Source organism: Nocardioides sp. Root1257 (assembly GCF_001425175.1).
Lineage (GTDB): Bacteria > Actinomycetota > Actinomycetes > Propionibacteriales > Nocardioidaceae > Nocardioides.
The window spans coordinates 1-24,872 of record NZ_LMDV01000012.1 but is presented as its reverse complement, the minus strand read 5'-3'; the positions used below and the strand labels follow the sequence as shown (position 1 = coordinate 24,872).

General features: G+C 66.6%; 18 protein-coding genes. 16 read left to right on the top strand and 2 right to left on the bottom strand.

Translation table 11 applies throughout. The features are described 5' to 3' along the window. The first annotated feature begins 12 nt into the window (after positions 1-12). The 13 genes from ASC77_RS21730 (at position 13) to ASC77_RS21670 (ending at position 13,017) form a co-directional block, all read left to right on the top strand. A complete protein-coding gene (locus ASC77_RS21730) occupies positions 13-1,257 on the top strand; it encodes an acyl-CoA dehydrogenase family protein (protein ID WP_200945097.1) in 1,245 nt (414 codons plus the stop codon). 2 nt (positions 1,258-1,259) lie between these two features. Next, the gene (locus tag ASC77_RS21725; RefSeq protein ID WP_056157877.1) at positions 1,260-3,578 is read left to right on the top strand and encodes a CaiB/BaiF CoA-transferase family protein; all 2,319 of its coding nucleotides are present in this window, start codon (positions 1,260-1,262) and stop codon (positions 3,576-3,578) included. Beyond that, positions 3,571-3,966 (top strand): nuclear transport factor 2 family protein, encoded by a 396-nt coding sequence (locus ASC77_RS21720; RefSeq protein ID WP_056157874.1) that lies wholly within the window; start codon positions 3,571-3,573, stop codon positions 3,964-3,966. The genes ASC77_RS21725 and ASC77_RS21720 overlap by 8 nt, the downstream gene beginning before the upstream one ends. Beyond that, the gene (locus ASC77_RS21715) at positions 3,963-4,625 is read left to right on the top strand and encodes a nitroreductase family protein (RefSeq protein WP_056157871.1); all 663 of its coding nucleotides are present in this window, start codon (positions 3,963-3,965) and stop codon (positions 4,623-4,625) included. The genes ASC77_RS21720 and ASC77_RS21715 overlap by 4 nt, the downstream gene beginning before the upstream one ends. Positions 4,626-4,741: 116 nt before the next feature. After that, complete coding sequence (locus tag ASC77_RS21710) at positions 4,742-5,614, top strand: cyclase family protein (RefSeq protein ID WP_156391235.1); 873 nt, start codon at positions 4,742-4,744, stop codon at positions 5,612-5,614. Between the two features lie 188 nt (positions 5,615-5,802). Continuing rightward, complete coding sequence (locus ASC77_RS21705; protein WP_200945095.1) at positions 5,803-6,780, top strand: thiolase family protein; 978 nt, start codon at positions 5,803-5,805, stop codon at positions 6,778-6,780. After that, the gene (locus ASC77_RS21700) at positions 6,773-7,177 is read left to right on the top strand and encodes a Zn-ribbon domain-containing OB-fold protein (RefSeq protein WP_056157865.1); all 405 of its coding nucleotides are present in this window, start codon (positions 6,773-6,775) and stop codon (positions 7,175-7,177) included. The genes ASC77_RS21705 and ASC77_RS21700 overlap by 8 nt, the downstream gene beginning before the upstream one ends. Positions 7,178-7,273: 96 nt before the next feature. Beyond that, complete coding sequence (locus ASC77_RS21695) at positions 7,274-8,509, top strand: CynX/NimT family MFS transporter (RefSeq protein WP_156391234.1); 1,236 nt, start codon at positions 7,274-7,276, stop codon at positions 8,507-8,509. A 75-nt stretch (positions 8,510-8,584) separates the two neighbouring features. Continuing rightward, positions 8,585-8,998, top strand: coding sequence for a hypothetical protein (locus tag ASC77_RS21690; RefSeq protein ID WP_056158594.1), 414 nt, complete (start codon positions 8,585-8,587; stop codon positions 8,996-8,998). Further along, positions 8,995-10,362 carry an acyclic terpene utilization AtuA family protein gene (locus ASC77_RS21685; RefSeq protein WP_056157859.1) on the top strand — a complete coding sequence of 456 codons (1,368 nt, stop codon included), beginning with the start codon at positions 8,995-8,997 and terminating at the stop codon, positions 10,360-10,362. Before ASC77_RS21690 ends, ASC77_RS21685 begins: the two co-directional genes overlap by 4 nt. After that, complete coding sequence (locus tag ASC77_RS21680; RefSeq protein WP_056157856.1) at positions 10,355-11,131, top strand: enoyl-CoA hydratase/isomerase family protein; 777 nt, start codon at positions 10,355-10,357, stop codon at positions 11,129-11,131. The genes ASC77_RS21685 and ASC77_RS21680 overlap by 8 nt, the downstream gene beginning before the upstream one ends. A gap of 3 nt (positions 11,132-11,134) precedes the next feature. Continuing rightward, positions 11,135-12,079, top strand: a complete 945-nt coding sequence (locus ASC77_RS21675; RefSeq protein ID WP_156391233.1) for a phosphate acyltransferase — start codon at positions 11,135-11,137, stop codon at positions 12,077-12,079. Continuing rightward, positions 12,076-13,017: an SDR family NAD(P)-dependent oxidoreductase gene (locus tag ASC77_RS21670; RefSeq protein WP_056157853.1), complete on the top strand. Its 942-nt coding sequence runs from the start codon at positions 12,076-12,078 to the stop codon at positions 13,015-13,017. Before ASC77_RS21675 ends, ASC77_RS21670 begins: the two co-directional genes overlap by 4 nt. 369 nt (positions 13,018-13,386) lie before the next feature. On the opposite strand, the gene ASC77_RS21665 is transcribed toward ASC77_RS21670, so the two are convergent. Beyond that, on the bottom strand, positions 13,387-13,875 hold the full coding sequence (locus ASC77_RS21665; protein WP_056157851.1) for a hypothetical protein: 489 nt from the start codon (positions 13,873-13,875) through the stop codon (positions 13,387-13,389). Positions 13,876-14,329: 454 nt separating this feature from the next. On the opposite strand from ASC77_RS21665, the gene ASC77_RS21660 reads away from it, so the two are divergent. From ASC77_RS21660 to ASC77_RS21650, 3 genes are all read left to right on the top strand, one after another. Further along, positions 14,330-14,827, top strand: coding sequence for a hypothetical protein (locus ASC77_RS21660; RefSeq protein WP_156391232.1), 498 nt, complete (start codon positions 14,330-14,332; stop codon positions 14,825-14,827). A 522-nt stretch (positions 14,828-15,349) separates the two neighbouring features. Beyond that, positions 15,350-18,886 carry a hypothetical protein gene (locus ASC77_RS21655; protein WP_056157843.1) on the top strand — a complete coding sequence of 1,179 codons (3,537 nt, stop codon included), beginning with the start codon at positions 15,350-15,352 and terminating at the stop codon, positions 18,884-18,886. A 322-nt stretch (positions 18,887-19,208) separates the two neighbouring features. After that, positions 19,209-20,417 (top strand): IS110 family transposase, encoded by a 1,209-nt coding sequence (locus tag ASC77_RS21650; protein ID WP_200945094.1) that lies wholly within the window; start codon positions 19,209-19,211, stop codon positions 20,415-20,417. A gap of 265 nt (positions 20,418-20,682) precedes the next feature. Here ASC77_RS21650 and ASC77_RS21645 read toward each other — a convergent pair whose 3' ends face one another. Next, positions 20,683-24,138, bottom strand: a complete 3,456-nt coding sequence (locus tag ASC77_RS21645) for an RCC1 domain-containing protein (RefSeq protein WP_156391231.1) — start codon at positions 24,136-24,138, stop codon at positions 20,683-20,685. Between the last annotated feature and the right edge of the window lie 734 nt (positions 24,139-24,872).

Below are 24,872 nucleotides of genomic sequence, written 5' to 3'. Positions count from 1 at the left end.
CAGACTCGACGGGTGGAGTTACGTTCGAGCGGCGCCGGTGCGGCGTGGTCAACCCATGAGTCGACGGAGAGCAGCGTGGATTTCGTTCCGTTCCCACACCAGAGCCTCAAGCCCGAGCTTCGACAGCTCGTGCAGAGCATCTGTGCCAAGTACGACCTTGAGTACTGGGACCAGTGCGACGCAGAGAAGCGGTTCCCCGAGGAGTTCTTCCGGGACTTCGCCGCGGCCGGACTGCTCGGCATCACGGTTCCCGACGAGTTCGGCGGGGGCGGTGGAGACCTCAGCGATCAGGTAGCCGTTCTCGAAGAGCTCGCCGCAAGCGGCGGCGCCATCAACGCATGCTCCTCGGTGCACATCCCGCTGCTGTGCATTCCCACCCTGCTGGCGTTCGGGACCGAGGAGCAGAAGAGCTCCGTGCTGCCGCGGGTCGCTTCAGGAGATCTCTACGTCACCTTCGGTGTGACCGAGCCTGACGCCGGGACGGACACGACCAGCATCCAGACGAAGGCGGTGCCGACCGACGGGGGATACCTGGTCTCGGGGACCAAGGTCTGGAACTCCGGAGCCCTTCGCGGCGACAAGATCCTGCTGCTCGCGCGCACGTCGACGCCGGGGGAGGGCGACAGGAAGGCCTCGGGACTCACCTTGTTCCTGACGGACCTCGACTCCCCGCAGATCGAGATCCGAGCCATCCCCAAGATTGGCCGCAACGCCGTCGCGTCGGCGGAGGTCTTCTTCCACGAGCACTTCGTCCGCGCAGACGAGGTCGTCGGTGAGGTGGGAAGGGGTTTCTACCACCTGCTGCACAGCCTCAACGGAGAACGGATCTACCTTTCCGCCGAGGCCCTCGGGGTCGGCCGATGGGCACTCCAGGCCGCCGCCCGCTACGCGTCGGAGCGCGTCGTGTTCGATCGACCGATCGGAAAGAACCAAGGCGTGCAGCACCCGCTGGCGCACAGCTACCTCGCGTTGCTGGCCGCCGGTCAGGTCGTCTACAAGGCCGTCGAGACCTACGAGACGGACGGACCCGCCGCCGTCGGCACCCTGGCGAATGCCGCGAAGTACCTCGCCACCGAAGCCTCGTTCGGAGCGACCGACGCCAGCATGCAGGTCTTCGGCGGCTACTCGTTCGCCCGCGAGTACCACATCGGGCGTCACTGGATCGAGTCCCGGCTCCAGCGGATCGCCCCCGTGAACAACCAGATGGTCCTGAACTTCATCGCCGAGCGAACCCTCGGCCTGCCCCGGAGCTACTGAGGATGCCTGGCGCCGCTGACCATCGGTGGCCGCGCGAGACACACCGCCACGACTTCTTGGCAGGAGTCAGCGTCCTCGAGATCTCGGCGCGAGCCTCCGGCGCGTACGCAGGACGACTGCTCACGATCTTCGGCGCGAGCGTGACAAGGGTCGACCTGCCGCCGCTGCTCGACTGCACCCCGGACGAGCTGGATCTCGTCGCCAGCGTCCTCCACGAGCACAAGGACACGGTCACGATCGAGGCCGCGCTCGCGGCGCATTGGGACCTGGTGATCGTCGACTGCGCCGGGAACGGGCATCCGGACGAAGCCGTGCGCGCCGATGTCGAACGCCTGCTCGCGGCCATGGGTCCGCGCACCCACGTGGTCGCCGTGCCCGGCCGCGCCGACGATCGCCCTGCCACCTCAATCACGGCATCAGCGGCATCAGGCATGTCGTGGGCGATCGGCGATGCCGACGACGTCCCGCTGACGCTTCCCTTCGACGTGCCGGACTACCTCGCCGGCGCCGAGGCCGCTGGGGCCGCAGCTCTCGCGCTGGCCACTGGCGACGGTTCCGGGCAGAGCTGGTCCATTCCCGTCACCGACGTGCTGTCTGCCTACGTCGGTCAGATCGCCTCGAACTTCGTGCCCTACGAACGTCCATGGCGCAGGGACGGCGCGCGGGCCACGATGTCGGGAGGCTCCTACCCGGCCGCCATGTTCCGGTGCTCCGACGGGTGGATGTCCGTCATGTGCCGCACCGAGCGGGAGTGGCATGGTCTGGTCGAGGCCCTTGGTCACGCTGAATGGCTCCACGATGAGAAGTACCGCGACGCACGAGTGGTCGCACGGAACTACGCGGACGAGCTCGACCCGATCGTCTCCGCGTGGTGCCGCGACCGTACCCGGGACGAGGTCTTCGCCGCCGGCCGGGAGCACGGCTTTCCCGTCGCACCGGTCCTGACGATGCCTGAGGTTTTCGAGCAGGAACAGCTCGCCTTCCGTGACTTCTTCGTGCAGCGAACGCAGGACGCTGCGCCCTCGCTCCTGAGCCCGGGCAGCCCCTACCGCGTCACCGAACCGACCGCGCCCGGGCGAGCGATGGGTCCCCCCGAGCGAACCACGGGCGCGCGGCCGCTCGAAGGTGTTCGCGTACTGGATCTCGCGTGGGTCTGGTCGGGCCCGATGGTGGCCGCGTCGTTGGCGGACCTCGGCGCCGAGGTCATAAAGGTGGAGAGCCGCACCAGGCCGGACCCGTCGCGAGTGCGGGGACGGGCGTTCAGAAACGGAAAGCCGATGGACGGCCCGGAGCTCGAGGTGACGCCGTACCACAACCAGATGAACCGGTCGAAGCGCTCGATCGAGATCGACATCACGACCGACGCAGGAGCCGACCTGGTGCGCCGTCTGGCCAACGAGTGCGACATCGTCGTCGAGAACATGCGGCCCGGGGTGCTCGCCAAACGTGGTCTCGACTACGCCGCGCTGTCCAATGACCATCCCGAGCTGGTGATGGTGTCGCTGTCGATGCTCGGCCAGACGGGACCCCTGAGCGGCATCCGCGGGTATGCCGTGGTGATGTCCGGCCTGGCTGGCCTCGACTCGCTCATCGGCTACAACGCCGAGCGGTTGATCGGCACCTTCAACCCGGCGCTCGGCGATCCGAACGGCGCAGTCCACGGCCTCGCGGCGGTTCTGGCGGCCTGGCACCGCCGCACGAGGACGGGCCGTGGTGCCTGGATCGACGTGTCCCAAGTGGAGGCGTTGCTGAGCATCCTGCCGGTTCCGATCCTCCGAGCGGAGCGGGCCTCAGTGCTCCCGCCCGCGAACGCTCACAGCACCTGGGCGGTGCACGGCACCTTCGCCACCAGCGGGACAGACAGCTGGGTGAGTGTCGCCGCGCGCTCCGAGCTCGAAGAGGCGCGGCTCGCTGAATGGGCAGCGTCCAACGGTCGAGGAGGCGACGACCTCGAGGCCCGAGTCGCTGCCTCGATCGCGGCACTGACCCAGACCGAGGCTGTGCACCAGCTCCAAGCGCTCGGAGTGCCCGCCGCACCTGTCGTCGGATACGAGGAGATCGTCCGGTCAGGCGAGGTCTGTGACCTCGTCCCGCACCGGTGGCTCGGCGAACAACCCCTTTTCGGCCTCGTGTGGAGACGCGCCGGCCAACGCCTGCAGATCCAGCGTTCCTCGCCACTCCTCGGGCAGGACACCGTCGGGGTACTGCGCGACGTGCTCGACCTCAATGCCGAGCAGCTGGACGAACTGAAGCTACTCGGCGCGATTCCACCTGACACCTGCACCGACGTGTCCGACGACGAGGTGAGCGTCAGTGTCTGACGACCAGCAGATCGCCGGTCTCTACGCCGCCTACGCCCTCGCGATCGACGCTGGCGACATGGCGGCGCTGCGCACCTGTTTCGCCGACGACGCCCGATACGAGGTGGAGGGCTCCTACGTCGAGACCGGTGCCGACGCCATCCTCGTACGAGTGAAGTCGCGGCGACATGAGGGGTGGACCCACGTGACCTCCAACCTCTCCGTGTCGATCGCGGGATCGACAGGTTCGGGCCGTGCGACGTTCCTGGTTCTCGACGACGCCGCGCAGCCGATCGCGACGGGTGAGTACGACGACGACCTCGTTCGAACGGCAGACCAACGTTGGGTCTTCTCCCGTCGCCTCATCCGCTACCGCGGCACCCGGAACAGCCTTCGCGAGCGGGCATGACGAACGGTCGTCTGGGGCTCGACGCGGACACCCTGTTGACCACGACCAGGGCCGTTCGGCGTCGCCTCGACCTCGACCGTCCGGTTCCTCCGGCGGTCATCGACGAATGCCTCGGCATCGCTCTGCAAGCCCCCAGCGGGAGCAACATGCAGTCATGGCACTTCGTCGTCGTCCAGGATCCCGAGACCCGGTCCCAGGTGGCCGGCGTCTACCGCAGGGCGTTCGCCGACTACGCATCCCGTCAGGCGACGGCTGTCGGTCCCCAGACCGCTGATCGCAGGCGACGCTCAGAACAGGGGCGCGTCTTCGACTCGGCTTCGTACCTGGCCGACAACCTGCACCGCGTGCCGTGCTTGGTCATCCCGATCGCGGAGGGCCGATGCACGCGCCTGTCGACCGCACACCGGCAGGCCATCTTCTGGGGAAGCATCATTCCGGCGGCATGGAGCTTCATGCTCGCGGCGCGCGAGCGCGGCCTCGGCACGTCGTGGACGACCATGCACCTCCGCTACGAGGAAGAGGTCGCCTCGGTCCTGGGCATCCCCTTCGACAGGTTCACCCAGGCGGCGCTCATCCCAGTGGCGTACAGCCTGGGCACGAGCTTCAAGCCAGGGCCGAGACGCTCTCTCGACGACGTCGTACATCGCGACTACTGGTAGCGTCAACATGTGTGTTGACAAACGCCTCGACGGCGGTCACGATGACCAGGACGCGTTGAAGCCGGTCGACTTGCCGGTGTCCCGCCGCCACTCGAAGCAACCGGAATGAGGTCCCCATGACGAGCACCGTGACGGCCGAGGTGTCTGGCCGCGGAGCACTGTCCAACATCGACGAGGTCGCGATGCGGCGGGCGATGGACACCGTTCGCACCTTCGAGACAGTGAGCCTGGCGCTGCCCGTGCGAAACGGAAAGGGTCCGGTCGGCCCACGTCGTCAGCCGCCACAGCACTTCATGGTCCGCGACGGTGGCGACGCCGCGGTCGCGCCGGAGCTCACGGCCAAGCACGGGTTCTCGTTCAGCGACGACATCCTGCTCATCCCCACCCATGGCACCACGCACCTGGACGCGCTGTGTCACGTCTGGCAGGACGGCAAGATGTACGGCGGGTTGTCGTCGGACCTCGTGACCAGCCGTGGGGCCAAGCGCCTGGGCATCGAGGAGGCCGGACCGATCCTGACTCGGGGCCTCATCGTCGACGTGGTGCCGGATGGCAAGCGGTGGCTGGACGTCTCGGAACCCGTGGATCTCGACCTCCTGCGACGCAAGCTGAAGGATGCGGATCTGACCCCTGAGCGCGGCGATGCGCTCTTCGTGCGCACTGGTTGGGTCGAGGCGTGGGAGGAGGGGGAGCAGAACCAGCTCGGCTGGGGTGGCTTCGACGTCGATGCGATCGATTGGATCCTCGAGATGGGGCTCTCCGTGATCGGCGCCGACAACATCGGGGTGGAGATGTCGCCGGCCAGCGACCCTGACTGCGCGGTGCCACTGCACGTACGCCTGATGCGCGACCACGGGGTCTACTTCGCCGAACTCCTGAACCTGGCGGGCTTCAAGGGGAGCCCTGCGGTCGCCGGCATGCTCACCATGAGCCCGCTCCGCATCATGGGTGCGACGGCGAGCCCGGTAGCGCCGTTCCTGGTGTTCTGATGGTCCGGGCCGTAGTTGCGGGAGTAGGGGAGTCGCACCCCGTACGGGCGTCTGGTCGACGCGTCACCAGCCATCTCTTCGCGGCGATCGACGCCGCGCTCGAGGACGCTGGGATCTCTGCAACGGATGTCGACGGCGTCATCACCGAAGCCAAGCTGACACCGACGGCACTGTCGATCGACGATCTCGTGCCAGCTCTCGGGATTCAGAACCTCCGCTTCCAGGCCCTCTCCAGTCCCGTCGGCGCCGGAATCATGCTGGCGGTCGCGCAGGCCCACGAGGCCGTCACCAGCGGCCGCGCAACCCACGTGCTCACCTACTTCGGTGTGGACTGGGGCTCCTTCGGATCGGGGCCGTCGGGCATCCACGGCGCCATGGACGCGAAGCGTGAGGTCGAGTACCCGGTCGGATTCGGCGGGCCCCAGCTCTACTTCGCCACGATGGCGACCAGGTACGCCGCCGACTTCGGGCTCAGCAGACCAGAGCTCGAGGACCTTCTCGGAGGCGTCGCCGTCGCCGCACGCCGCAACGCCCTACGACACGAGCACGCACAGCTTCGCCGCGACCTCAGCCTCGACGAGTACCGCGCTGAGGAGTTCTTCGCAGAACCACTGCGTCGCTCGGACATCTCGCTGCTCAGTGATGGCGCCGTCGCCATCCTCGTCTCGGCCGAGGGCGCCGTGCGCCCGGAGCGTCGCGGGGTCGAGATCGCCGCCTGGGCACATCGAGTCCAGTCGATCCCCGACCAGGCGTTCTACACCCAGAGCCGCGACCTCCCCGCCTTCCCGGCGACCACGGCCGTGGCCGACGAGATCGAACGAACCCTCGGCGCCTCGGTCGCGTCGGCCGGTGTGCTCGAGCTCTACGACTGCTTCAGCGTCGCGACGGTGGTGCAGCTGGAGGCTCTCGGCGTCACCAAGCCCGGCCAGACGGCAGCTCTCGTCGCAGACGGTGCCCTGGAGATCGGCGGCGAACGACCGACCAACACGCATGGCGGCCTGCTCGCACACGGCTACCTGCTCGGCGCCTCTCACGTGGCCGAGGCGGTCCGTCAGCTCCGTCACGACGCGGCCGGCACGCAGGTGGAGGGAGTCGACTCCGCCTTCGTCGGTGCGGGTCCCGGGCGGCAGTACACGGGGTTGTACCTGAGGAGGACGGATGCCTGAGTCCCGCGACGATGACCTCTACAAGCCGCGGCGCGAGGGGCTCGAGAATGGTGTCATCCGCCTGACTCGCTGTGCCCGGTGCAAGGTCGTCGAGTGGTACCCGTTGGCCCGGTGCGTGCACTGTCGCAACGAGGCCTGGGAGTGGTTCGACATCGATCCCCGCGGACGCGTCCACTCCTGGTGTCGGGTGGTGCGCCCCACCGTCCCGATCGACGGGCTGGAGGCGCCGTACGTCCTCGCACTGATCGAGGTCGAGGAGGCGGAGGGCGCACGCATCGTCGCGCTCGCCGAGGATCCGACGCAGACGCCGATGGTCGGAGACGCGGTTCGGCTGACCACGCAGTCGGTCGCCGGTGCAGCGCAGCCGCACTTCGTTCTAGCGCCCGCTGGGTCCTGACGGTCCGCCCGCGCTGTCGGATGGCGAGCGGACGCTGAGTGACGGGCGCCGCCGCGCGGTCCCGAGAGGGGAAGGCAGCAGGTGGGGGAGCCCAGCGTGACGGACGCGCCCGATCTCGAGGTGACACGGTCGCGCACCCAAGCTGCGCTGCTCCTGGTCGCGTTCTTCATGCTCGGCATGAGTCTGCGTGGGGCGTTGGGTGGCATCTCGGTGCTGCTGCCGATGATCGGCGACGACCTCGATCTGTCACCAACCCAGCAGGGTGCGCTCACCTCGGTTGCACTGGTGAGCATGGCCGCCGCCGCCCCTTGGGGCGCACGCGTCGGACGCCGACTCGGGCCAGATGCTGCGCTGGGCTGGGTGTTGGCGATCTTGGCACTGGCAGAGGCGGCTCGGTTCCTGACGACGACCTTGGCAGGTCTGCTGGCAACGGTGGTCGCGGTCGGAGTGGCCATGGGGATCGGATCGACCCTCATCCCCGCAGCCGTCCGGCGACGAGTCGTCCGAGATCGGTACGGCCTCACGACTGGTCTTCACGGTGCCGGCATGGCGATCGGCGTCGCGAGCGCAGCGGCCGTTGCACTGCCGATCGCAGACGCCACGGGCAACTGGCGCCCCGCCCTCGGGGTGTGGTCCGTCGCGACAGCTCTGACCGGCGTCGTGTGGTGGTTGGTGCTGCGCACCACACGCCCGGTCGCCGTGGGCAGTGAGCTGACGAGCTCCGACGTCCTTGTGGGCAGCCCGGTCCGCTTGTACCGGTCGGCAGCCGCATGGCTGGTCACCGGCTACTCCGCGGTCGTGATGGTGATCGGCTTCACGGTGCTGGCCTGGATGCCCACGATGTTCGTCGCCGAAGGCCTCAGCCTGGGTGCGGCCACGACGAACCTCGTGCTCTTTCAGGTGATCCAGCTCGGCTCGATGACGGTCTTTCCGATCATCATCGACCGGGTGGCGACGGTCCGGGCGCGCCTGTGCGTCCTGCTCGTCCCGTTAGGCGCGGCGGTGATCGCGCTTGCGCTCCTGATCGTGGCGCCGGTCTCGACAGGGGCTCCGGCGGCCACCCTCCTGGGCTTCGGTGCCGGCGGGGGCACTGCGCTCGGCATGACACTCATCGCCCGCTTCGCCTCCTCCGATGTCCACGCTGCCGGGCTGGGGTCGATGGTGTTCGCCGTCTCGTTCACCGCGAGCGCACTCAGCCCGGTACTGGTCGGGCTGTCGGCGCAGCTGACCGGCAGCTTCGCCTACGGGCTTGGCGCGCTGGCTCTCCTCGCGCTCGCAGTCTTCGTGATGGTCAGTGTCGCCTTTACCCGTGTCGAGCCCCGCTATCCGTAGCGGCGGTCAACTGATGTGTTCAGGGCGTCAACTAATGTGTTGACAGAATGTCCTCGGCGATCTAGCGTCATGGGCATGACCATCGAGGCCCAGGAAACAACCCTCGACGTGCCGCTCTTCCGGCTCGCGCAAGCGCGCTCCGGGGACAAGAACGACACGTCGGACATCACCGTGTTCATGACCAGCCGTGAGCTGTTCGAGTGGATCGAACCTCGGCTCACGGAGCAGGTCGTGAAGGAGTTCATGGCTCCGTTGGTGCATGGAGACGTCCAGCGGTACCTGCTGCCCCGGCTGTACGCCTTCAAGTTCGTCTGTCATCAGGCGCTGGGCGGCGGCGGGTCGAGCAGCCTGCGCGGCGACAACCTGGGCAAGTCCATGGCTTCGGCGCTGCTTCGCTGGGTCGCCACTGACGTGCCGTCCGACCTGGCGCGCACCAGTCCGCTGTTCGATGGCCCGCCCGTCCCGACCCCGAAGGTGGCTGTTCGATGACCGACCCGATCCGGCTTGCTGCCGGCCAGGCGTTCTACGGCGACGCCTCGCGTCCCGCACACCGCACGCTCGAGTCCGCCGACGTCGACTACATGGCGTTCGACGCGCTTGCCGAGCTGACTCTCGCCATCCTGTCGAAGGACCGCGCGCGCGATCCTGGCCTCGGCTTCGCCCGCGACCTGCCCGGGCTGTTCGCCTCCCTGCTTCCTCTCGCCCGGAAGTCGGGAGCGACCCTGCTCAGCAACGGCGGTGGGCTCAACCCGCTGGCAGCCGCGCACGCCGTCGTCGACCAGTGCGCTGCAGCGGGGTACGACGATGTCGTCGTCCACGCGCTGACCGGTGATGATGTCCTCGACAAGCTCGACACGTGGCACGCCGAAGGCCTGGACCTCTCCGACCGGGACACCGGTCAGAGCTACGACCAGCTCCCTGAGAAGCCGATGTTCGCCAACGCCTACCTCGGAGCCACCTCGTTCGCCGAGGCCATGAACGAGCCGGGCGACTTCGTGGTGACCGGTCGTGTGACGGACACGTCGCTGTACCTTGCACCCTTGGTCGCTCGCGGCCTCATCGACCCCACCGATCCGCAGCAGGTGGCGCGCGGGATCATCGTCGGTCACCTGCTCGAGTGCGGCGGGCAGGCATCGGGCGGCAACTTCAGCGGTGACTGGTGGAACGTGCCCAACCTCGAGGACATCGGGTACCCGATGGCCGAGGTGGACGGTGACCGCATCGTGATCACCAAGCCTCCGACCACCGGTGGCCGAGTCAGCCGGGCGACCCTGCAGGAGCAGCTCTACTACGAGATCCACGACCCGACGACGTACCTGACACCTGACGTCATCGCGGACTTCTCGGACGTCGACCTCATCGACGTCGGGGAAGACCGGGTCGAGGTGACGGGAGTCAAGGGCCGACCCGCCCCGGACACGCTCAAGATGATGGCCGGACTCGCCGACGGCTACCTCGCGACGGTCTCGCTGCCGTTCTCGTTCCCGTACGCCCTGGCCAAGGCCGAGCGGGCCGCGGACATCCTGCTCAAGCAGGTGGCGATCGAGCAGATCCCGCTCCGCGAGAGCCTGGTCGAGTTCGTGGGCGTGAACTCGCTCCACGGCGGCCTGTCGGTCCAGCCGTCCGAAGACCTCAACGAAGTAGTGATGCGAGTCTCGATCCGCACCGACGACCGCGCCAGTGCGCAGGCGTTCACCAAGCTGCTCCCGCCTCTGGCCATCAACACCTTCCCGTTCGTGGGCGGTCTGCGTGGTGGCTCGTCCATCAGCCAGGTGCTGAAGGAGTGGAGTGTCCTGGTGCCTCGCGAATTGGTCGAGGCGGACGTCAAGGTGACGCGGGTGACGCATGGGTGATCCCGCGACGGAGCTCGTGCTGGCAAGGGTGGACGGTCACGTCGCCACCGTCACCCTGAACCAGCCCGAGCGAAAGAACCCGCTGAGCGATCCGATGATCCGTGCGCTCACTGCTGCTTTCGAGCTGCCGGAGGTGCGTGGAGCGGGTGTCGTTGTGATCCGCGGGGCCGGGGGAGTGTTCAGCGCGGGCGGGGACATCAAGCAGTTCCATGCCTCATTGACCACAGACGCGTCCGAGCAGCTGGAGGGCACGCGGGACTTCCGCGAGATGCTCCTGACTCTCGAGAGTCTGGAGGCCGTGACGGTTGCCGTGGTCGAGGGCCCGGCGCTGGGTGGTGGGTGTGGCCTCACGGCCGCCTGCGACTACGCCATCGCCTCAAACACCGCGAAGTTCGGCTGCCCCGAGATCAAGCTCGGTGCTTTCCCGATGCTGATCGCTCCAGCGCTGGTCCGGGCGATCGGTGCGCGAGCGACCTATGCGCTCTCGGTGTCGGGCGATCTAATCGACGCGCAGCGAGCGCTCGACCTCGGCTTGGTGAGCCAGGTGGTCAGTGCGGCTGCTCTCGAAGAGCACGTTGCTGACTACATCGAACGAGCCAACGCCGTACCGGCCGACGTCCTGAAGATGGGCAAGATGGCCGTCCGGGCAGCCATGAGCAACGACTACCGAGCCGGCGTCGAGGCTGGCTCGACGCTCCGATCTCTGTTGTTCTCGTCGCCGGCCTTCCACGAAGGCGTGAACGCCTTCGTCTCGCGTTCCAGGAGCTGAGCAATGGGCGGCTTCGGTGAGTTCGACAGTCTTGTCGAGCAGATCGGCTCACGGTCGCTCGGTCGACCGGTCGTCGTTGAGCCGCACGTGTCCGACGCGGTCGAGGCAGTGGTGTCCGAGATCGCCGAACATGGCGGTTCCGCTGTGCTGGTCGGGGACGAGGAACGCATCAGCGCGCTGTTGAGGCAGCTGCGCGCGCCGACTGAGTCGTTCGAGGTCCGGCACGCCTCCGACTCCGCGGTCGCGGTGCGCATCGCCGTAGAAGAGGTGCAAGCCGGCCGAGCTGAGTTCGTCGTGAAGGGGTCGATCCCCACGGCAGCACTGCTTCGCGGCATGCTCGGGCGAGAGCGTCTCGGGACAGGTCGCGTGGCCAGCCACCTCTACGTGATCGAGGCTCCGGCCTACCGGAACCGCGTGCTCGCACTGACGGATGCGGGGGTGAACATTGCACCCGACCTCACCACCAAGGCGGACATCGTCCGCAACGCGGTCGATGCGCTCGCGATGCTCGGCATCACCCGGGCACGGACGGCAGTGCTGAGCGCAGTCGAAATGGTCAAGCAGGAGCTGTCGAGCGCAACCGATGCCGCCCTACTGACCGTCATGGGGCAGCGCGGACAGCTTGGCACGCTCGACATCGACGGGCCCCTCTCCATCGACGCAGCTCTCTTGGCGGCCGCCGCTCGCGACAAAGCGCTGTCCGGTGAGGTCGCCGGGAACGCCGACCTCCTGGTAGCCCCCGCGATCGATGCCGCCAACATGGTCGGCAAGGCCCTCATCGGTGAGACCGGCCGGGCAATGGGTGTCGTCGTCGGCGCGCGGGTGCCGGTGGCACTCCCGAGCCGTGGAGACTCCCTCTGGACGCGTCGGCTGAGCCTGCGGCTCGCCTCCTACCTCGTCCCGGTTGCGCACGGCGCGGAGCCAGCGGCTCGGGTCCGGGCCTCGTGACCTTCGACCTCACGGGTCACGTCGTGGTGATCACCGGCGCCGGCTCTGGCATGGGGGCCGCGCACGCGCGGGGCCTGAGTCGCCGCGGCGCTGACGTCGTCATCAACGACCTTCCCGGCGTCGGCGAGAAGCGGGCAGCCGAGGTGGCTGAGGGGGTCGTGGCGGCCGGTGGTCGGGCGGAGGTGATCGCCTGCGACGTCTCCGATCCGACCAGTGCACAACAGCTCATCGACCTCACCCTGGACCGCTTCGGCGGCATCGACGTGCTGGTCAACAACGCGAGCATCCTGAGGGACGGCGACATCCCGGACCTGTCGACCGCGGACTGGCGGGCGGTACTTGGAGTCAACCTCGACGCCGCCTTCTACCTGACCCGCGCCTGCTGGCCACGCATGGCCGAGCAGGGCGCCGGGAGTCTCATCCACATCGGCTCGGCGTCCGGTCTGTTCGGGAACGTCGGACAGCTCAACTACTCGGCCTCGAAGATGGGATTGGCGGGCTTGTCCCGAGCCGCCGCGGTCGAGGGAGCTCCCTTCGGCATTCGGTCGAACCTGATTGCTCCGATGTCGGCGACGCCGATGAGCAGATCGGCGAACCAAAGCGAGGGCTCTGAGCCAGCGCCGCGTCGCTCGAGCCGAGTGCCAGCTCGCGAAATCCTTGGACACGAGCTGTTCGACTCGTATGCACCCGAAGACGTCACGACCCTCGTCGCCGTCCTCGCGCATCGGACTTCGACGATCTCCGGCCACTACTTCACGTCCGCGGGCGGCAGAGTCAGCGAGGTCGTGGTCGCAGAAACCGACGGATACGGCTTTTCCGGGCTCAGCGACGAGGCACTCGCCACCGCTCTCGAGCCGCGGGTCGTAGTGCCCGGGCTCAGCATCCACACCGGCATGCTCGGCCACCTCGAGGCTCTCCGCGGCGCGTCCCGTCTCTAGGCACTCCCGCTGCTCGACTGCATCCGTTCGGCGAGTGACGGCGAGCTGCGGCCCGTCGACTGGTGTCTGTCGTCCGACTCCTGCGTCAGATGTCGTAGCGGCACCTGGCTCACAGCGCGGGCAGCAGCAGACCTGGAGTTGGCTGCTGGCATTGGTCCTCAGCGAGGACTCCCAAAGTCTAGAACGAGCCCTTCGGAAACCAGGTGAGATGTCTGAGGCCTTGATCGATCCGTTCAGGTCTTGCCCAGTTCGACTCACGTGATGATAGCACCGCTGATCGGTGGCCCGCATACGATTCGGGCCCGGCGCTGGTGCCGTCCGTCGGGCTTGACTGTCATGGGTGTGACGGAGCGCAGAACGTCTGCAGGCTCAGGCAAAGCAGAGGCAGGTCTTTCCGCGCTCGTCGGCGACGTTGTCGATCACCCGGGCGGTCTCGCTGTGCGAGCCGCCGAGAGTGGCCCAGATGCACATGACCTGAGTGAAGAGATCGTCATTTGGGTCGAGTCCGCTCATGTCGCGCTCCATCTCTTCGGCGATGGCCGGGATTGCTTGCTTGAGTTCGGCCATGGAGCAGTCGGGGCCGACGCGCTCCCGAGCCCGAAGCACTGTGAAGTCGGACAAGTTGTCCGCGACCGCATCCCGAAGGTCGGCCCGGTCAAGACCGAGATGCTCGGCTCGGTGGAGGAGCCAGTGCAGCTTGTCCGCTTCGTCCGATTCCATCCCCAGGTCCAAGAGGCGGCGAACCACGGCGTGCCCATCGGTGCATTCGGCGGGATCGATCGGCTCCTCGCCGAAGATGCTCGAGTGGTGGATCGTGATGGAGTCGTTGTCTGCGACGAGTGTCGACTGGTTGTGCATGGGTTCCTCAGTATCTGTTTGTTGTGGACAGGGGTCGGTGATGAGGGATCGAAGCGCGCGAGCGCTGCTGACCGGTTGGTCGGCCGGGATCGTGCTGTCTCGCCGCGCGAAACGGTCGTTCGAAGCGGCCTTGTGCGACCAGTGCTCAATACCTTGACGGATGGTTGAGCACGCAACAAGCGAATGGGACGAATATTGTCCGAATATAGTGAGCCTGTTGTGAATTGACCTGCACGCCGCGACGGAGCAGCTCATGTCGACGACCGTCACAGGAACCGACCGGCGCGCAGTCTCGACCATGTTCCTGCGCGGCCGGTCCGGATGGTCTGGGCGGAGGTACCGGCGTCACGTCGGTCGAGCGATGCGACCCGATCGCGATCGCTGGTCGCTATTGCAGCAGGCTCGCGTCGTCGCACCTTTGCGCTTGACCCTTCAAGCAAGCAGAGGAACCAACATGCAGATCAAAACCCCAGATGGTCGCACCGCACCCATCGACACCGATGCCGTTGCCGAACTGCGCAAGCATGTGTCGCGGCTCGGCCTCACCACACCCGACCTCGCCGAGGTCGTGTTCGAGACCTGCTGCAACGCGATTGCGGACCTGTCCGGCAACCTCCTGCCGGAGGATGTCGGCAGCGACGCCATCATCGATCTCGACTCGGACGACGGCGGCGTCGACGACCCGCAGCGTGTCTGGGTCTACCAGCACGTTCTCAGCACCGGGGCGGCCGCGAACGAGAGCGGAGAGGCAGCACAGCTCGCGTTCATCCTCGACTGGTACGAGGAGTCCGACGTCGTCATCGAGGAACTCGAGCGCATCGCGAAACTGAAGGACCAGTGGAACAGGCGTCACCCCGACGGACCTACGTACCCACCCGGCCCGCCATTCATCCTGTGCGTCGACGACGTTGGACGGACCCGTTCGTACAGCTTTCCGACGGCACCCGCGTAGAAGGCGATGTGCGTCTGCGGGGTTGCGCGCTCGGCTTAGTCAGCGCCCATCGCCAGGGGCCCTGCGGCATCTGGTCGTCTGCTCTCGGGTTGATCGCCGAGCCGTCTGCTCGCGGCTGCTGTCGCTGTTCGTCCGCGGGTCGATTCCATGCGAAGCACTGTGCCGGGCGCCGCCGACAGTCGCGCTCTCGTGGCGGCAGGGAAGAACCGCCGACGATGAGCGGCTGGCGGCCGCACTCTTCCCGCGTGCAGGCCGACTAACGGTAGTCGCAGATGCCAGGACTACATCCGATTCTGGCCATCGCAGGCATATGTGATGGCGCCGTTTGGCGGCGGAGTGACGCACCTCCCTCGCCACGAGACTCACCCACGTGCAATGGGCTCAGCGCGGCCTCCCCAGGGCTTCGGGCTGAACCAGCTCAACTCTGACACTCGTGCGGACCGCTATATCGTTCACCAACCCGCCAAACGAAGTCGCCACCCGCAGATACATTCGCTCCATGGAACCCATCAACAACTTCGGATGCAGAACAGCGCCGAGGTGGTTGATGTGAACCTGCTCGACCGCATCGATCAGCGCCTCTCCGATACGCGTGCACGGATCAACCCGCACGACTTCGAAAATTGTGCGACCTCCCTGCTCAGCCCCCTCCACCCCGGACTCGTGCCGATCACCGGAGGCACAGACTTCGGTCTCGACGCAGAGATCACCGACGACGAGCGGACCACCGGACTCATCGTCACGTCCTCGCGGAGCTGGGACGGCGCGAAGAAGAGCCTTCGAGACAGCCTCCGTTCGATGAGGAAGAACAAAGTCCCCGTCGACCGTGTCGTCGTGGTCAACCTCGCCGAAGCGAACAGGTCCAAGCGCGAGAAGCTCAAAGACATCGCCAAAGAGTTCGACTGCGAACTCGTGCAGGTCTACGACCGAGCATGGTTCGCGAACCAGTTCCGCGAGAACCCCGACTGGCGACGAAAGATCCTCGGCATCGAAGGCGGCCCATACAGCTTCTCGCGCCAACCGCGCGGAGCACGCCCCGACGAACAGCAACTAGCGACCATCGGACGCGACGCCCTGATCGCCGAGGTGAACGAGTCCGACACCGACGTGACCCTGTTCGGAGTTCCAGGCGTCGGAAAGAGCCACGTAGCCAGCAAGCTCGAGGGCGCACTGTTCCTCGAACGGCAACCCACGCCCGAACGCCTTCTCGACGACCTCATCGAAACCAGGCCCGCCCTGGTCATAGTCGACGACGCTGGCGCACGCCTCCAAGACCTCAACCTGCTCCTGCTGCTACGAGACGCGGAGAAGCTCGAGTACCGGATCGTCGCAACCTGCTGGCCGCACGAGATTGACCGGGTCGCAGACCACCTTCCGAAATCGGTCCAGTTTGAGGTCGACCTCCTCACTCGCGAAGAGCTCGGAGCAATACTCCGGGAACGCGGCATCACCCGGCTTTCCGTGATCGTGCACCTCCTCACGCAAGCCGACGGCCGCCCGGCCTGGGCGCTGAACCTGGCCGACCTCCTCATTCACGAAAGTGACTGGAAGTCCGTGTGGACCGGCAACGCGCTGCGCGACCAGATCTTCGGGTTCCTGCGCATGTCCAAAGCCTCGGAGGACGCAGTCGATGTGCTCGGCACCCTGGCACTCCTCGGGCAGGTGAACGACGACCAAGTACGACGTTTGGCGGACCTTCTCCAGATCCGGCAACCCGAACTGATCCGACTCATCCGCTCGGTCGCGATCGCCGGTCTCGTCGACGTGCAGGACCACAAGCACTACAACCATGAGACGAAGCAGATAGAACACACCCAGACCTACCGCGTCCAACCGCACATCATTGCCGCGAGTGTCGCATCCGAGGTCTACTTCTCCGGCGCTGCTTCACCCGTCCGCCTCAGCGACGTCAAAGACGCGTTCCCTGAACTGGCTGCCGACATCATGCAGATCCAGATCTACACCAAACTCCTCGGCGCAACGCACCCAAGAGTGCCGACCACCGCAGACCTCATCGCTGTGCGACCCGACGCCAAGAAGGACGTCGAACTCCTACGAAGCTTCGGCCAGCTCGGCCCCGAACAGGGCCAAGCTGTCGTCGACATCCACTTCGCCCGCGTCACCACAGCGCTCAACACCGGCTACCCCACGACTGCCGAGAGCGAAGCGAAACTCCTAGCCGCACGCGTCGCCGACGCGGTGGAAAGCAACATCCCTGGCGTCGTTCGCACCTTCGTCGAGGCGCTCACCCTGCTCGAAGGTGCAGGTCGCGACATCAAGCCTGCAGTCAAGGAGCTCGTCGAAGAAGTCCGCAACGCCCGCAGCGGCGACCAGCCCCAACTCGCCGACCTCATGAAACTCGTCGAAGCGCTCCAGTCCGTACCGGATGCCGACCTCACCGACACCGTCCGGGTCGCACTGGCGTCCGAAACCCTCGCCCCCACGTTCGACGGCAACTACATGAACCCCGAGGTCCTCCACCAATTCATCCTGCAGTCGTTCACCTGGGCCGCCACCCACATGGAAACGTTGTACGACTCCCTCCAGCCTGCACTCGCAACTCGTGCCCCCGGTCTGACGCCCGCCCTTCAGCTCGAACTGATCGACCTGCTCGACAAATGGGTCCGGATCGCGAACGGATGGGCCCTTCCCTTCGGAGGTAAGACCAACAAAGCCCAAGTACGGGCCGGCAAACGCATCGCGAAGGACATCGCGAGCACCCTCGCCCCGACCATCATCACCCCCGGTGTCCGAGCCCGCTTCAACAAGACTGCGAGCACCCTCAAGATCCGGCTCGACGAACCAGACAAACTGTTCGCAGCCCTCACCCAAGATCGCGAACGCCTGACCGACTACGAAGAAGTCATGCGCCGCAAAGAAGCCGCGCTCGACAAGGCCCTTGCACCGTTCCAACAACAGGCACCCGACGTGCTCATGGAGTGGCTCAAGACCCACGAACCCGAACTTGCAACCGCCGGCCAAACAACCACCGGCACCTGGCAAGTGTTCGCCCGCCTCGCGTACCAACCGGATCCCGACCCAATGAAGTGGCTCACCGCGGCCATCGACCACGGGCTCGCCGGATCAGCATCCGCACTCATCGACGTATGCGCCCGCACCGACCAATTCACCACCACCAAGATCGCCGACCGACTGCTCGCCGAGCCGAACAGCCGACACGGCGTCATCAGCGCGGTCGTCAGCCAATCGACCCATTCGGCCTTAGTCCAAAGAGTCGTCGACCAACTGACCCCCGATGACCTCCAACAACTGGAGTCAGGGTTCGTCCTCAAACACGCACCCGAACCCACCAGGCGGGCGCTGTTCACCCACCCCAACCAAGACGTCCGCGGAACCGCCGCAGCGCTCTGGGCCGCCGAATGGACCTATGACAACGACCCCAGACCTGAAGACTCGGACTGGCTCAACGCCATGAAGTCCTACACCGTCCCGGAGAACAGCAGGCGCGACTACATCCACACCCAAGCGCTCAACGCGCTCGCCAAAGCGTCACCCGAGGTCTTCATCGAACTCTTCACCAGGCACGCCACGAACACGATGCCCGGCAGCTATCGAGACCTCGACGAATGGGAAGAACCCGTCCGGCTCCTCACCCCCGCCGAACGGACCAAGCTCTGGCAGAACGTCAAAGGCACCGAACTGGCGCGCGAACTCTTCTGGGTCATCGCCGGCAGAAACACCGACTGGATCACCGAAGCCGTCAGCGACCCCACCTTCAACATCCCAGTCCGCAGGCTGCTCGGCGCACTGCAGTTCCAGTTCGGACCCCGCTACTCACTCGACACCCTTGCCACCATGCTCCGCCCACTCAACCCTGACCCCGACGACCTCCTCCACACCCTCGAAGTCGGAACATTCTCAGGCGAGGACCATGAACGGTACGCAGCCAAACTCGACAACCTCCGAGACCTCGCCACCTCTGACGACGAGGACATTGCCCGCCTCGGCCGGCGCGGCATCGAGATCTACGAGCCCCTACTCAAGGAAGCCCTCGCCCAAGCAAGACGGGCGGCTGTCCGCGGAACCCGCGACTACTAGCGGCAATGTGCGGTGATTATCCGGCGCGTAGGGGGACGCATTTCACCACGCGGAATTGGGTCAAGCTTCGCGGACGAGGACTGCGTCTTTATGGGCTACTAGAGACTCCCCGGCAGGACCGGCGTCTGGCCAGACTCGGTCTCAGGTGCTCGGCGGGCTCGCTCTCTTTTGGGCTGCCCACCGGCGTCGTCGGTGTGGCCCTCTTCCGGTTTGCGGCCCGCTGAGCACTGCTGACGAGGCGTGGCTCAAGAGGGGACTGCCCAGCTCGTAGTAGCAATGCCCACCTCGCCGTCCATCTGGAAGCGAACAGGCGGGAAACCACATGAGCAAGGCAATCGGCCGGGTCGTCATCGGCGTCGATCCACACAAGCTGTCAGCCACGATCGAGGTCATCGACCAACACGAGAAGAAGCTCGGCAACGGGCGGTTCACCACCGACCACGCCGGCTACACGGCCATGCGCGCCTACGCGAGCACCTGGCCTGACCGGGTCTGGGCCGTCGAAGGAGCCAACGGCGCCGGGCGTCCACTGGCCCAGCGGCTCCTCGAAGCCGGCGAGAACGTCGTCGACGTCCCAGCCAAGCTCGCAGCCCGAGTCCGCCTGTTCGACACCGGCCACAACCGCAAGACCGACGCCCTCGATGCGCACTCCGTCGCCGTCGTCGGCGTCCGCACCAAGACCCTCCGCGTGCTGCACGTGGACGCTGAGCTCGAGGCCATGCGGATGCTCACCGACCGCCGCGAAACCCTGACCCGACGACGCGTCCAGATCGTGTGTCGCCTGCAAGCACTGCTCGCAGAACTCCAGCCGGGGCAGGCGAAGAAGGACCTCACCTCCGGCCAGGCGAAGGCCATGCTCGCCAGCGTCCGACCCCGCGACATCGCCGGCAAGACACGACGCCGCATCGCCGCCGAGGAACTCGCCGACCTCATCGCGATCGAGGTCAAGATGAAGAAGGCCACCGCTGAGCTCAAAGCGATGGTTCAAGCCCGCGAGTCGCACCTGATGGACATCCACGGCATCGGACCCGTCGTCGCCGCCCGGATCCACGCCGACGTCGGGGATGTCGCCCGGTTCGCTGACCGCAACCGGTTCGCCTCCTGGACCGGCACCGCGCCACTGGACGCATCCTCCGGCGAACAGAACCGGCACCGCCTCTCGCGAGCTGGCAACCGCCGGGTCAACCACATGATCCACATCGCCGCGGTCACACAGCTGCGGCTCGACACCGAAGGCCGTGCCTACTACCGCCGCAAACGAGCGGCAGGGAAGAAGCCCCAAGAGGCGCTGCGCTGCCTCAAGCGCCGAATCTCCGACGCGATCTACAAGCAGCTCGTCGCCGACACCATCGCGTCCCCGACGAGCCCGGGAGGGCACTGCGGGGCGTCTCAAGAATCCAGCGCGGTCGACCTGCCCCCGCACATCGACACTTCGGATCAGCCACTCCCGGACCCGCACCTACGACGCTACGCCGCCCAGCACTCAACGCGACAGAGCCCCGAACAGTCAGACCTCAGAAACACGGGTTGACGACAGAGGGGAGCCGGGATGACGCGTTCACGAAAGGCATCCTCCCGGTTGTTTCCTGCCGGTGTCAGGTCGGCGGTCGGCGCGACTGTGGTCGACGATGCATCCATACATTGGTGCCGGCGCAGTGCCCTACGGTGCCTGGGACGTCGAGCGAAGGTCGGGCGACGCCGCGAGCCCGTCCCGCACCAGCGCCTCGTGATTGCAGTGATCACGAGGCGCTGGTCGTCCAGGACACGGCTACCTGGCTTCGCGCCGGTCCTTGGGCCTACTCGAAAATGCTCGCGGCGGCCGGGTGCTTGCCAGACCAGCACCGCACCGTGGTGGCGTCAGTGGTGATGGCGCAGCCACCGGCTTCGCTCGCGCTCACCCGTGCGTAGTCGGCGGCGGTCCCGACTCGGATCGGTGTCTCGCCGTAGTCGTGGATGGAGTAGTAGCCGTCCCTGTAGTCCGTCGCGTCCGCCTGACCTAGGCACCACACGGTGTGGTCGGTCTTGGTGGCACACGTCAACCAGCCCGCCGCGCTCACCGTGGCCCAGTTCGTGCCGTTGTCGACCCGGCCCGGTTCAGAGCGATCGACACCTTCGTCCAGGTCCCACGCCATGCCGAGCTCCCCCGCATAGGAGTAGCCCCAGCACCATAGGGTGCCGTTCGTCTTGGTGGCGCAGCTATGCGTGTAGTCCACCGACAGGGAGCGCCAGTCGGTGTCAGTGCTCATCTTCACTGGGGCCGTGAACACCTTGCCTTCTTCGCCGCTCTTGAACCAGAGGCCGTCGTCCTGCCCCCAGCACCACAGGCTCCGATTGAGGTCGAGGCCACACGTGTAGTCGATGCCGGTCTGCACGCTGAGCCACTGATGGTTGCCTCGCACCTTGGTGGGTGTGGGGTTGGTCCACTTGCCGCTAGTGCCATTGCCGAGCTGGCCGAGGTCGTTGCGGCCCCAGCACCAGGCGCTGGTGTCGGCCTTGATGGCACAGGTGTGGTCGCCGCCAGAGGAGACCTCCGCCCAGTTGCTGTCCGTGCCGACCTGCGCGGGACTGGTTACCCCGGCACTGTCAATCGGCTCTCCGATCGTGGGCCTGCCGCCGCGCTGTCCGTTGTAGTTCTCCCCCCAGCACCACAGCGTGCGCACCGTGGTGATCGCACACTGCTGGCTGACCTTGGACCACGTATGTGTGGCACCCACGCGCACCGGGGTCAGCGTGGAGTCAAATGATGAGGTGCCCTGCCCCAGTGCCCCGTAGGCGTTGGAGCCCCAGCACCACAGGGTGCCGTTGCTCTTGACCGCGCACGGCGTTGCGCCGGCAGAGACGCCTCCTGCGATCTCGATCCTCGGCAGGGTGGGGTCGTCTTGGCTGCCCGGATCCCCGGGAGTCGTGGGCGCGTCGGGGTCAACCGGGGGCAGTTCATCCTTCAGCTCGATGGCGAACTCCCCGGTGACGCTCTGGTCCCACAGGTCGGTGGCCTTGACCGTGAACGTGTAGTCACCCAGTGCTCCGGTGGGGGTGCCGGTGATCTGTCCGTCGGTGCCGAGTCGAAGGCCCGCAGGCAGCGCGCCGCGCACGATCTTCCACGTGCCGGTGCGGTACCCGACCAGCGACAGAGACTTCTCGTACGGAGTCTTTAGGTGCGCGTTCCACAGGTAGGAGTTCGCAATCTGCGGCGGGTCCGGCGGCGGCGGGTCCTCGTCGCTGGCGCATGCATCGACTGAGGATTCGGCTCCGAAGTCGGTCTTCCACGATGCCTCAGGCAGTTCGACCGGCATGAGGTCTTGCAGGTGGCTGCTGAACCCGAGGGTCAGGGAGAGCTCGGGTCCGTGCTTGGCCGCGCAGGTCCAGTCGTCGCCGTCGTAGCCCAGTGCGATCTCCATGCCGTAGCCGATGGCGACGGTGGGGCCGAAGACGTCGTACATGTAGAGGCTGGCCTGTGCGCCGATGCCCATGCCTGCGGTGCCGTTGGCGGTGATGCCGGTGAGGTCGCCGGATACGTCGGGGGCGTCGAAGGTGAACTTGGGCTTGAGGCCGTGATCGTGGTCCTTGTCGCCTTCCACGCCGACGTAGGCGAGCCCGGTGGTATCGGTGACGAACTCGATGCCGACGTTGCCCTCGGCGTGCATGGTCGCCACGATGGCTCCCTCGACGGTGACCGCTACCGGGAGCGGGCCGATGGCTCCGGCGAAGGTGCGCGAGATCTCGGCGATGGTGAACTCGCCACTGCAATCAGGCTCGGCCTCTTCCGAGGTGTCTCCGGAGTCTTCACCAGCTTCGCTGTCGGAGACGTGTCCGGTGTCGGAGTCGGTGGTGCACAGGGCCTCACCGATGGCGTTCTTAGTGGTCGCCGTGATCTTGGTGCGCACACTGCTGTCGAAGTCCATGCCCGCCCCGAGACGGTAGGAGCCGAGGTCGGCGAACCAGTCAATGTCGACCTTGAGGTCGGCCTCGGGGTTGACGTTGACGTCGCCGTCGATCTCGACCGCGATGGATCCGCCGTCGCCCAGCGGGACGGTAACCGTCGTGGTCGGGATGGAGAAGTCGATGCCCTCGTCGTCCTCATCGCTGGAGGCGGCGGCGATGACGGCGCGCCCGAACGCCGGGCTACGGCGCATCCGGGTGTTCGCTGCGACCCCGTCGAGGACAGGTCTCGCCGTCGTGGAGACCGGGGTCAACTGGATCTCTGACATGTTGTCGGGCAGATCAGTGACCGCGTCGGTGATCTGGGCCGGGCCGGTGGTGATGGTCTTGGTGCCGCCCGGGTTGGTCGTCACCGCGATGACCTTGCGTAGAGCGCCGCGCGGTGTCTTGGTGCTGACGCCGAAGGCCAGCACGTCTCCGGCGCTCGCGTTGGCGAGTGCTGGGGGAGCGTTGCGGTCGAGGATGATGTCGCCGGTCTGGGAGTCGTAGGTCTCGATGGTGGTCATCGCGGTGAGATCAACCACGGTGAGGTCGGGACTTTCGGTGACTTGCTGGGCAGTGATCGTGAGGGTCTGGCTCGCGGAGGCGACGGCGGCGGCGCCCTTGAACGCCCGTGCAGTGGCGCGGTAGGCGAATGCGCCCGCCGTGATGGCAGAGAGGTTGAACGTCGCGGCACCGGTCGCGCCCTGCGCGGCCGAGGCGACGGTGAGCCAGGTTCCGCCTTCGCGGCGCTGCACATCGACCATCCGACCCTTGCGGACTGGGGAGAACTGGGCGGTGATAGCGAAGTTCGTGTTCTGCTTCACCGTGGGCGGCATCTTCAGCGTCCCGGACTGGGTGACGATCTTGAAGGACCGTTTGAGCAGCTGCGCCGCCGGTAGCCGCTTGCCGTTCACCTTGGTGGCTGGGGCGATGATCCGGTACGTCACGCTCACACCGGTGCGCTGAGGGACCGCGGTCGCGAAGGCGACCTTGCCCTTGCGGGTGGTCTTCTTTCGGGCCACGGTCTGCCACTTCTTACTGCCGCCGACCTTGGCCTGCAATACGACCTTGCGGGGTTTCGCCACGCGTACCCGGGCGCTCAGTACGACCTGCTCGCCGGCGATGACCCCGGCTGCCGCAGCGCGGTCCTGCGGAGGATGGCTGCCCGCAGCGGACCCTGCAGCCGACGGGCTGCCCGTACCCGGTGCGGCGGATGCAGCGTCGGCAACCGGGGTGGCGCCGACGAGAGGCAGAACGCCGGCACTCAGGACGAGGGAGAGCAGCAGCGCGAACGCGCTGCGTCGGAGGTGACCGACAAGCGTGGAGATCAAGGTCGACTGGCTTCCTTCGTTGCTACGCGGGAAAGGACGTTCCGCGGGAAGAGAGATTGGGGGCGCTTTGGAGAAGGGACGAAGCTGGCCACAACAGGTCCGACCAGACAGTCGGACCCAGCCGAGCCGTGATCCTAGGTCCCTATCGGACTCAAAATGTCCGTTCTGCCTGGAATGGGCGAGACTGCGGATACAGCGGCAGCGGACTCAGCGCCGGCGAGGCAACGATCAGGGGACGACGACCAGCAGTCCGCGGAGCGTCGTGAGTAGTCCGTGCCACCCTCCGTGCAAGGTGGCGAGACGGGGAGCGGATCGCGACAGATCAGCGTCTTGACATCCTCGTCGTCACGCGGCGACTAGATAGCCTTCAGTGCGGTTCGCCTGTGGCCGGTCGGGCGGACTCAGGCGCCGCCGAGAGGCGACTGTTGCCGTCAGGGCGCGGCGGTGAGAGTCTGAGTGAGACGCGCTAAGCGCGCTCAACGCCCGCCGAGAGTTTGTGGATCGATGATCGGGACGACGCTCCGAGATCTGGTGCAGCACCTGGTGCAGCAACCTGGTGCACGGCTCGATGTACGCGGGAAGCCGCCGCCGCCTGGGATCGCGATCAGGGCGCTGGGACGTCCCCCCGCTACAAATGTGATGTCTCAGGACATCGCGGACACCCGGACCTACGGAAACGTAGGTTCGGGTGTTCTTCATTTGGGGGTTCGTGGCTGGTAGTCCTTGCTGGGGTC

Excerpts from the sequence above, each read along its gene's own strand:
- ASC77_RS21725 (WP_056157877.1), top strand. The coding sequence starts at position 1,260 with ATGCCTGGCGCCGCTGACCATCGGTGGCCGCGCGAGACACACCGCCAC.
- ASC77_RS21715 (WP_056157871.1), top strand. The coding sequence starts at position 3,963 with ATGACGAACGGTCGTCTGGGGCTCGACGCGGACACCCTGTTGACCACG.
- ASC77_RS21710 (WP_156391235.1), top strand. The coding sequence starts at position 4,742 with ATGACGAGCACCGTGACGGCCGAGGTGTCTGGCCGCGGAGCACTGTCC.
- ASC77_RS21700 (WP_056157865.1), top strand. The coding sequence starts at position 6,773 with ATGCCTGAGTCCCGCGACGATGACCTCTACAAGCCGCGGCGCGAGGGG.
- ASC77_RS21690 (WP_056158594.1), top strand. The coding sequence starts at position 8,585 with ATGACCATCGAGGCCCAGGAAACAACCCTCGACGTGCCGCTCTTCCGG.
- ASC77_RS21685 (WP_056157859.1), top strand. The coding sequence starts at position 8,995 with ATGACCGACCCGATCCGGCTTGCTGCCGGCCAGGCGTTCTACGGCGAC.
- ASC77_RS21680 (WP_056157856.1), top strand. The coding sequence starts at position 10,355 with ATGGGTGATCCCGCGACGGAGCTCGTGCTGGCAAGGGTGGACGGTCAC.
- ASC77_RS21675 (WP_156391233.1), top strand. The coding sequence starts at position 11,135 with ATGGGCGGCTTCGGTGAGTTCGACAGTCTTGTCGAGCAGATCGGCTCA.
- ASC77_RS21665 (WP_056157851.1), bottom strand. The coding sequence starts at position 13,875 with ATGCACAACCAGTCGACACTCGTCGCAGACAACGACTCCATCACGATC.
- ASC77_RS21660 (WP_156391232.1), top strand. The coding sequence starts at position 14,330 with ATGCAGATCAAAACCCCAGATGGTCGCACCGCACCCATCGACACCGAT.
- ASC77_RS21655 (WP_056157843.1), top strand. The coding sequence starts at position 15,350 with ATGCAGAACAGCGCCGAGGTGGTTGATGTGAACCTGCTCGACCGCATC.
- ASC77_RS21650 (WP_200945094.1), top strand. The coding sequence starts at position 19,209 with ATGAGCAAGGCAATCGGCCGGGTCGTCATCGGCGTCGATCCACACAAG.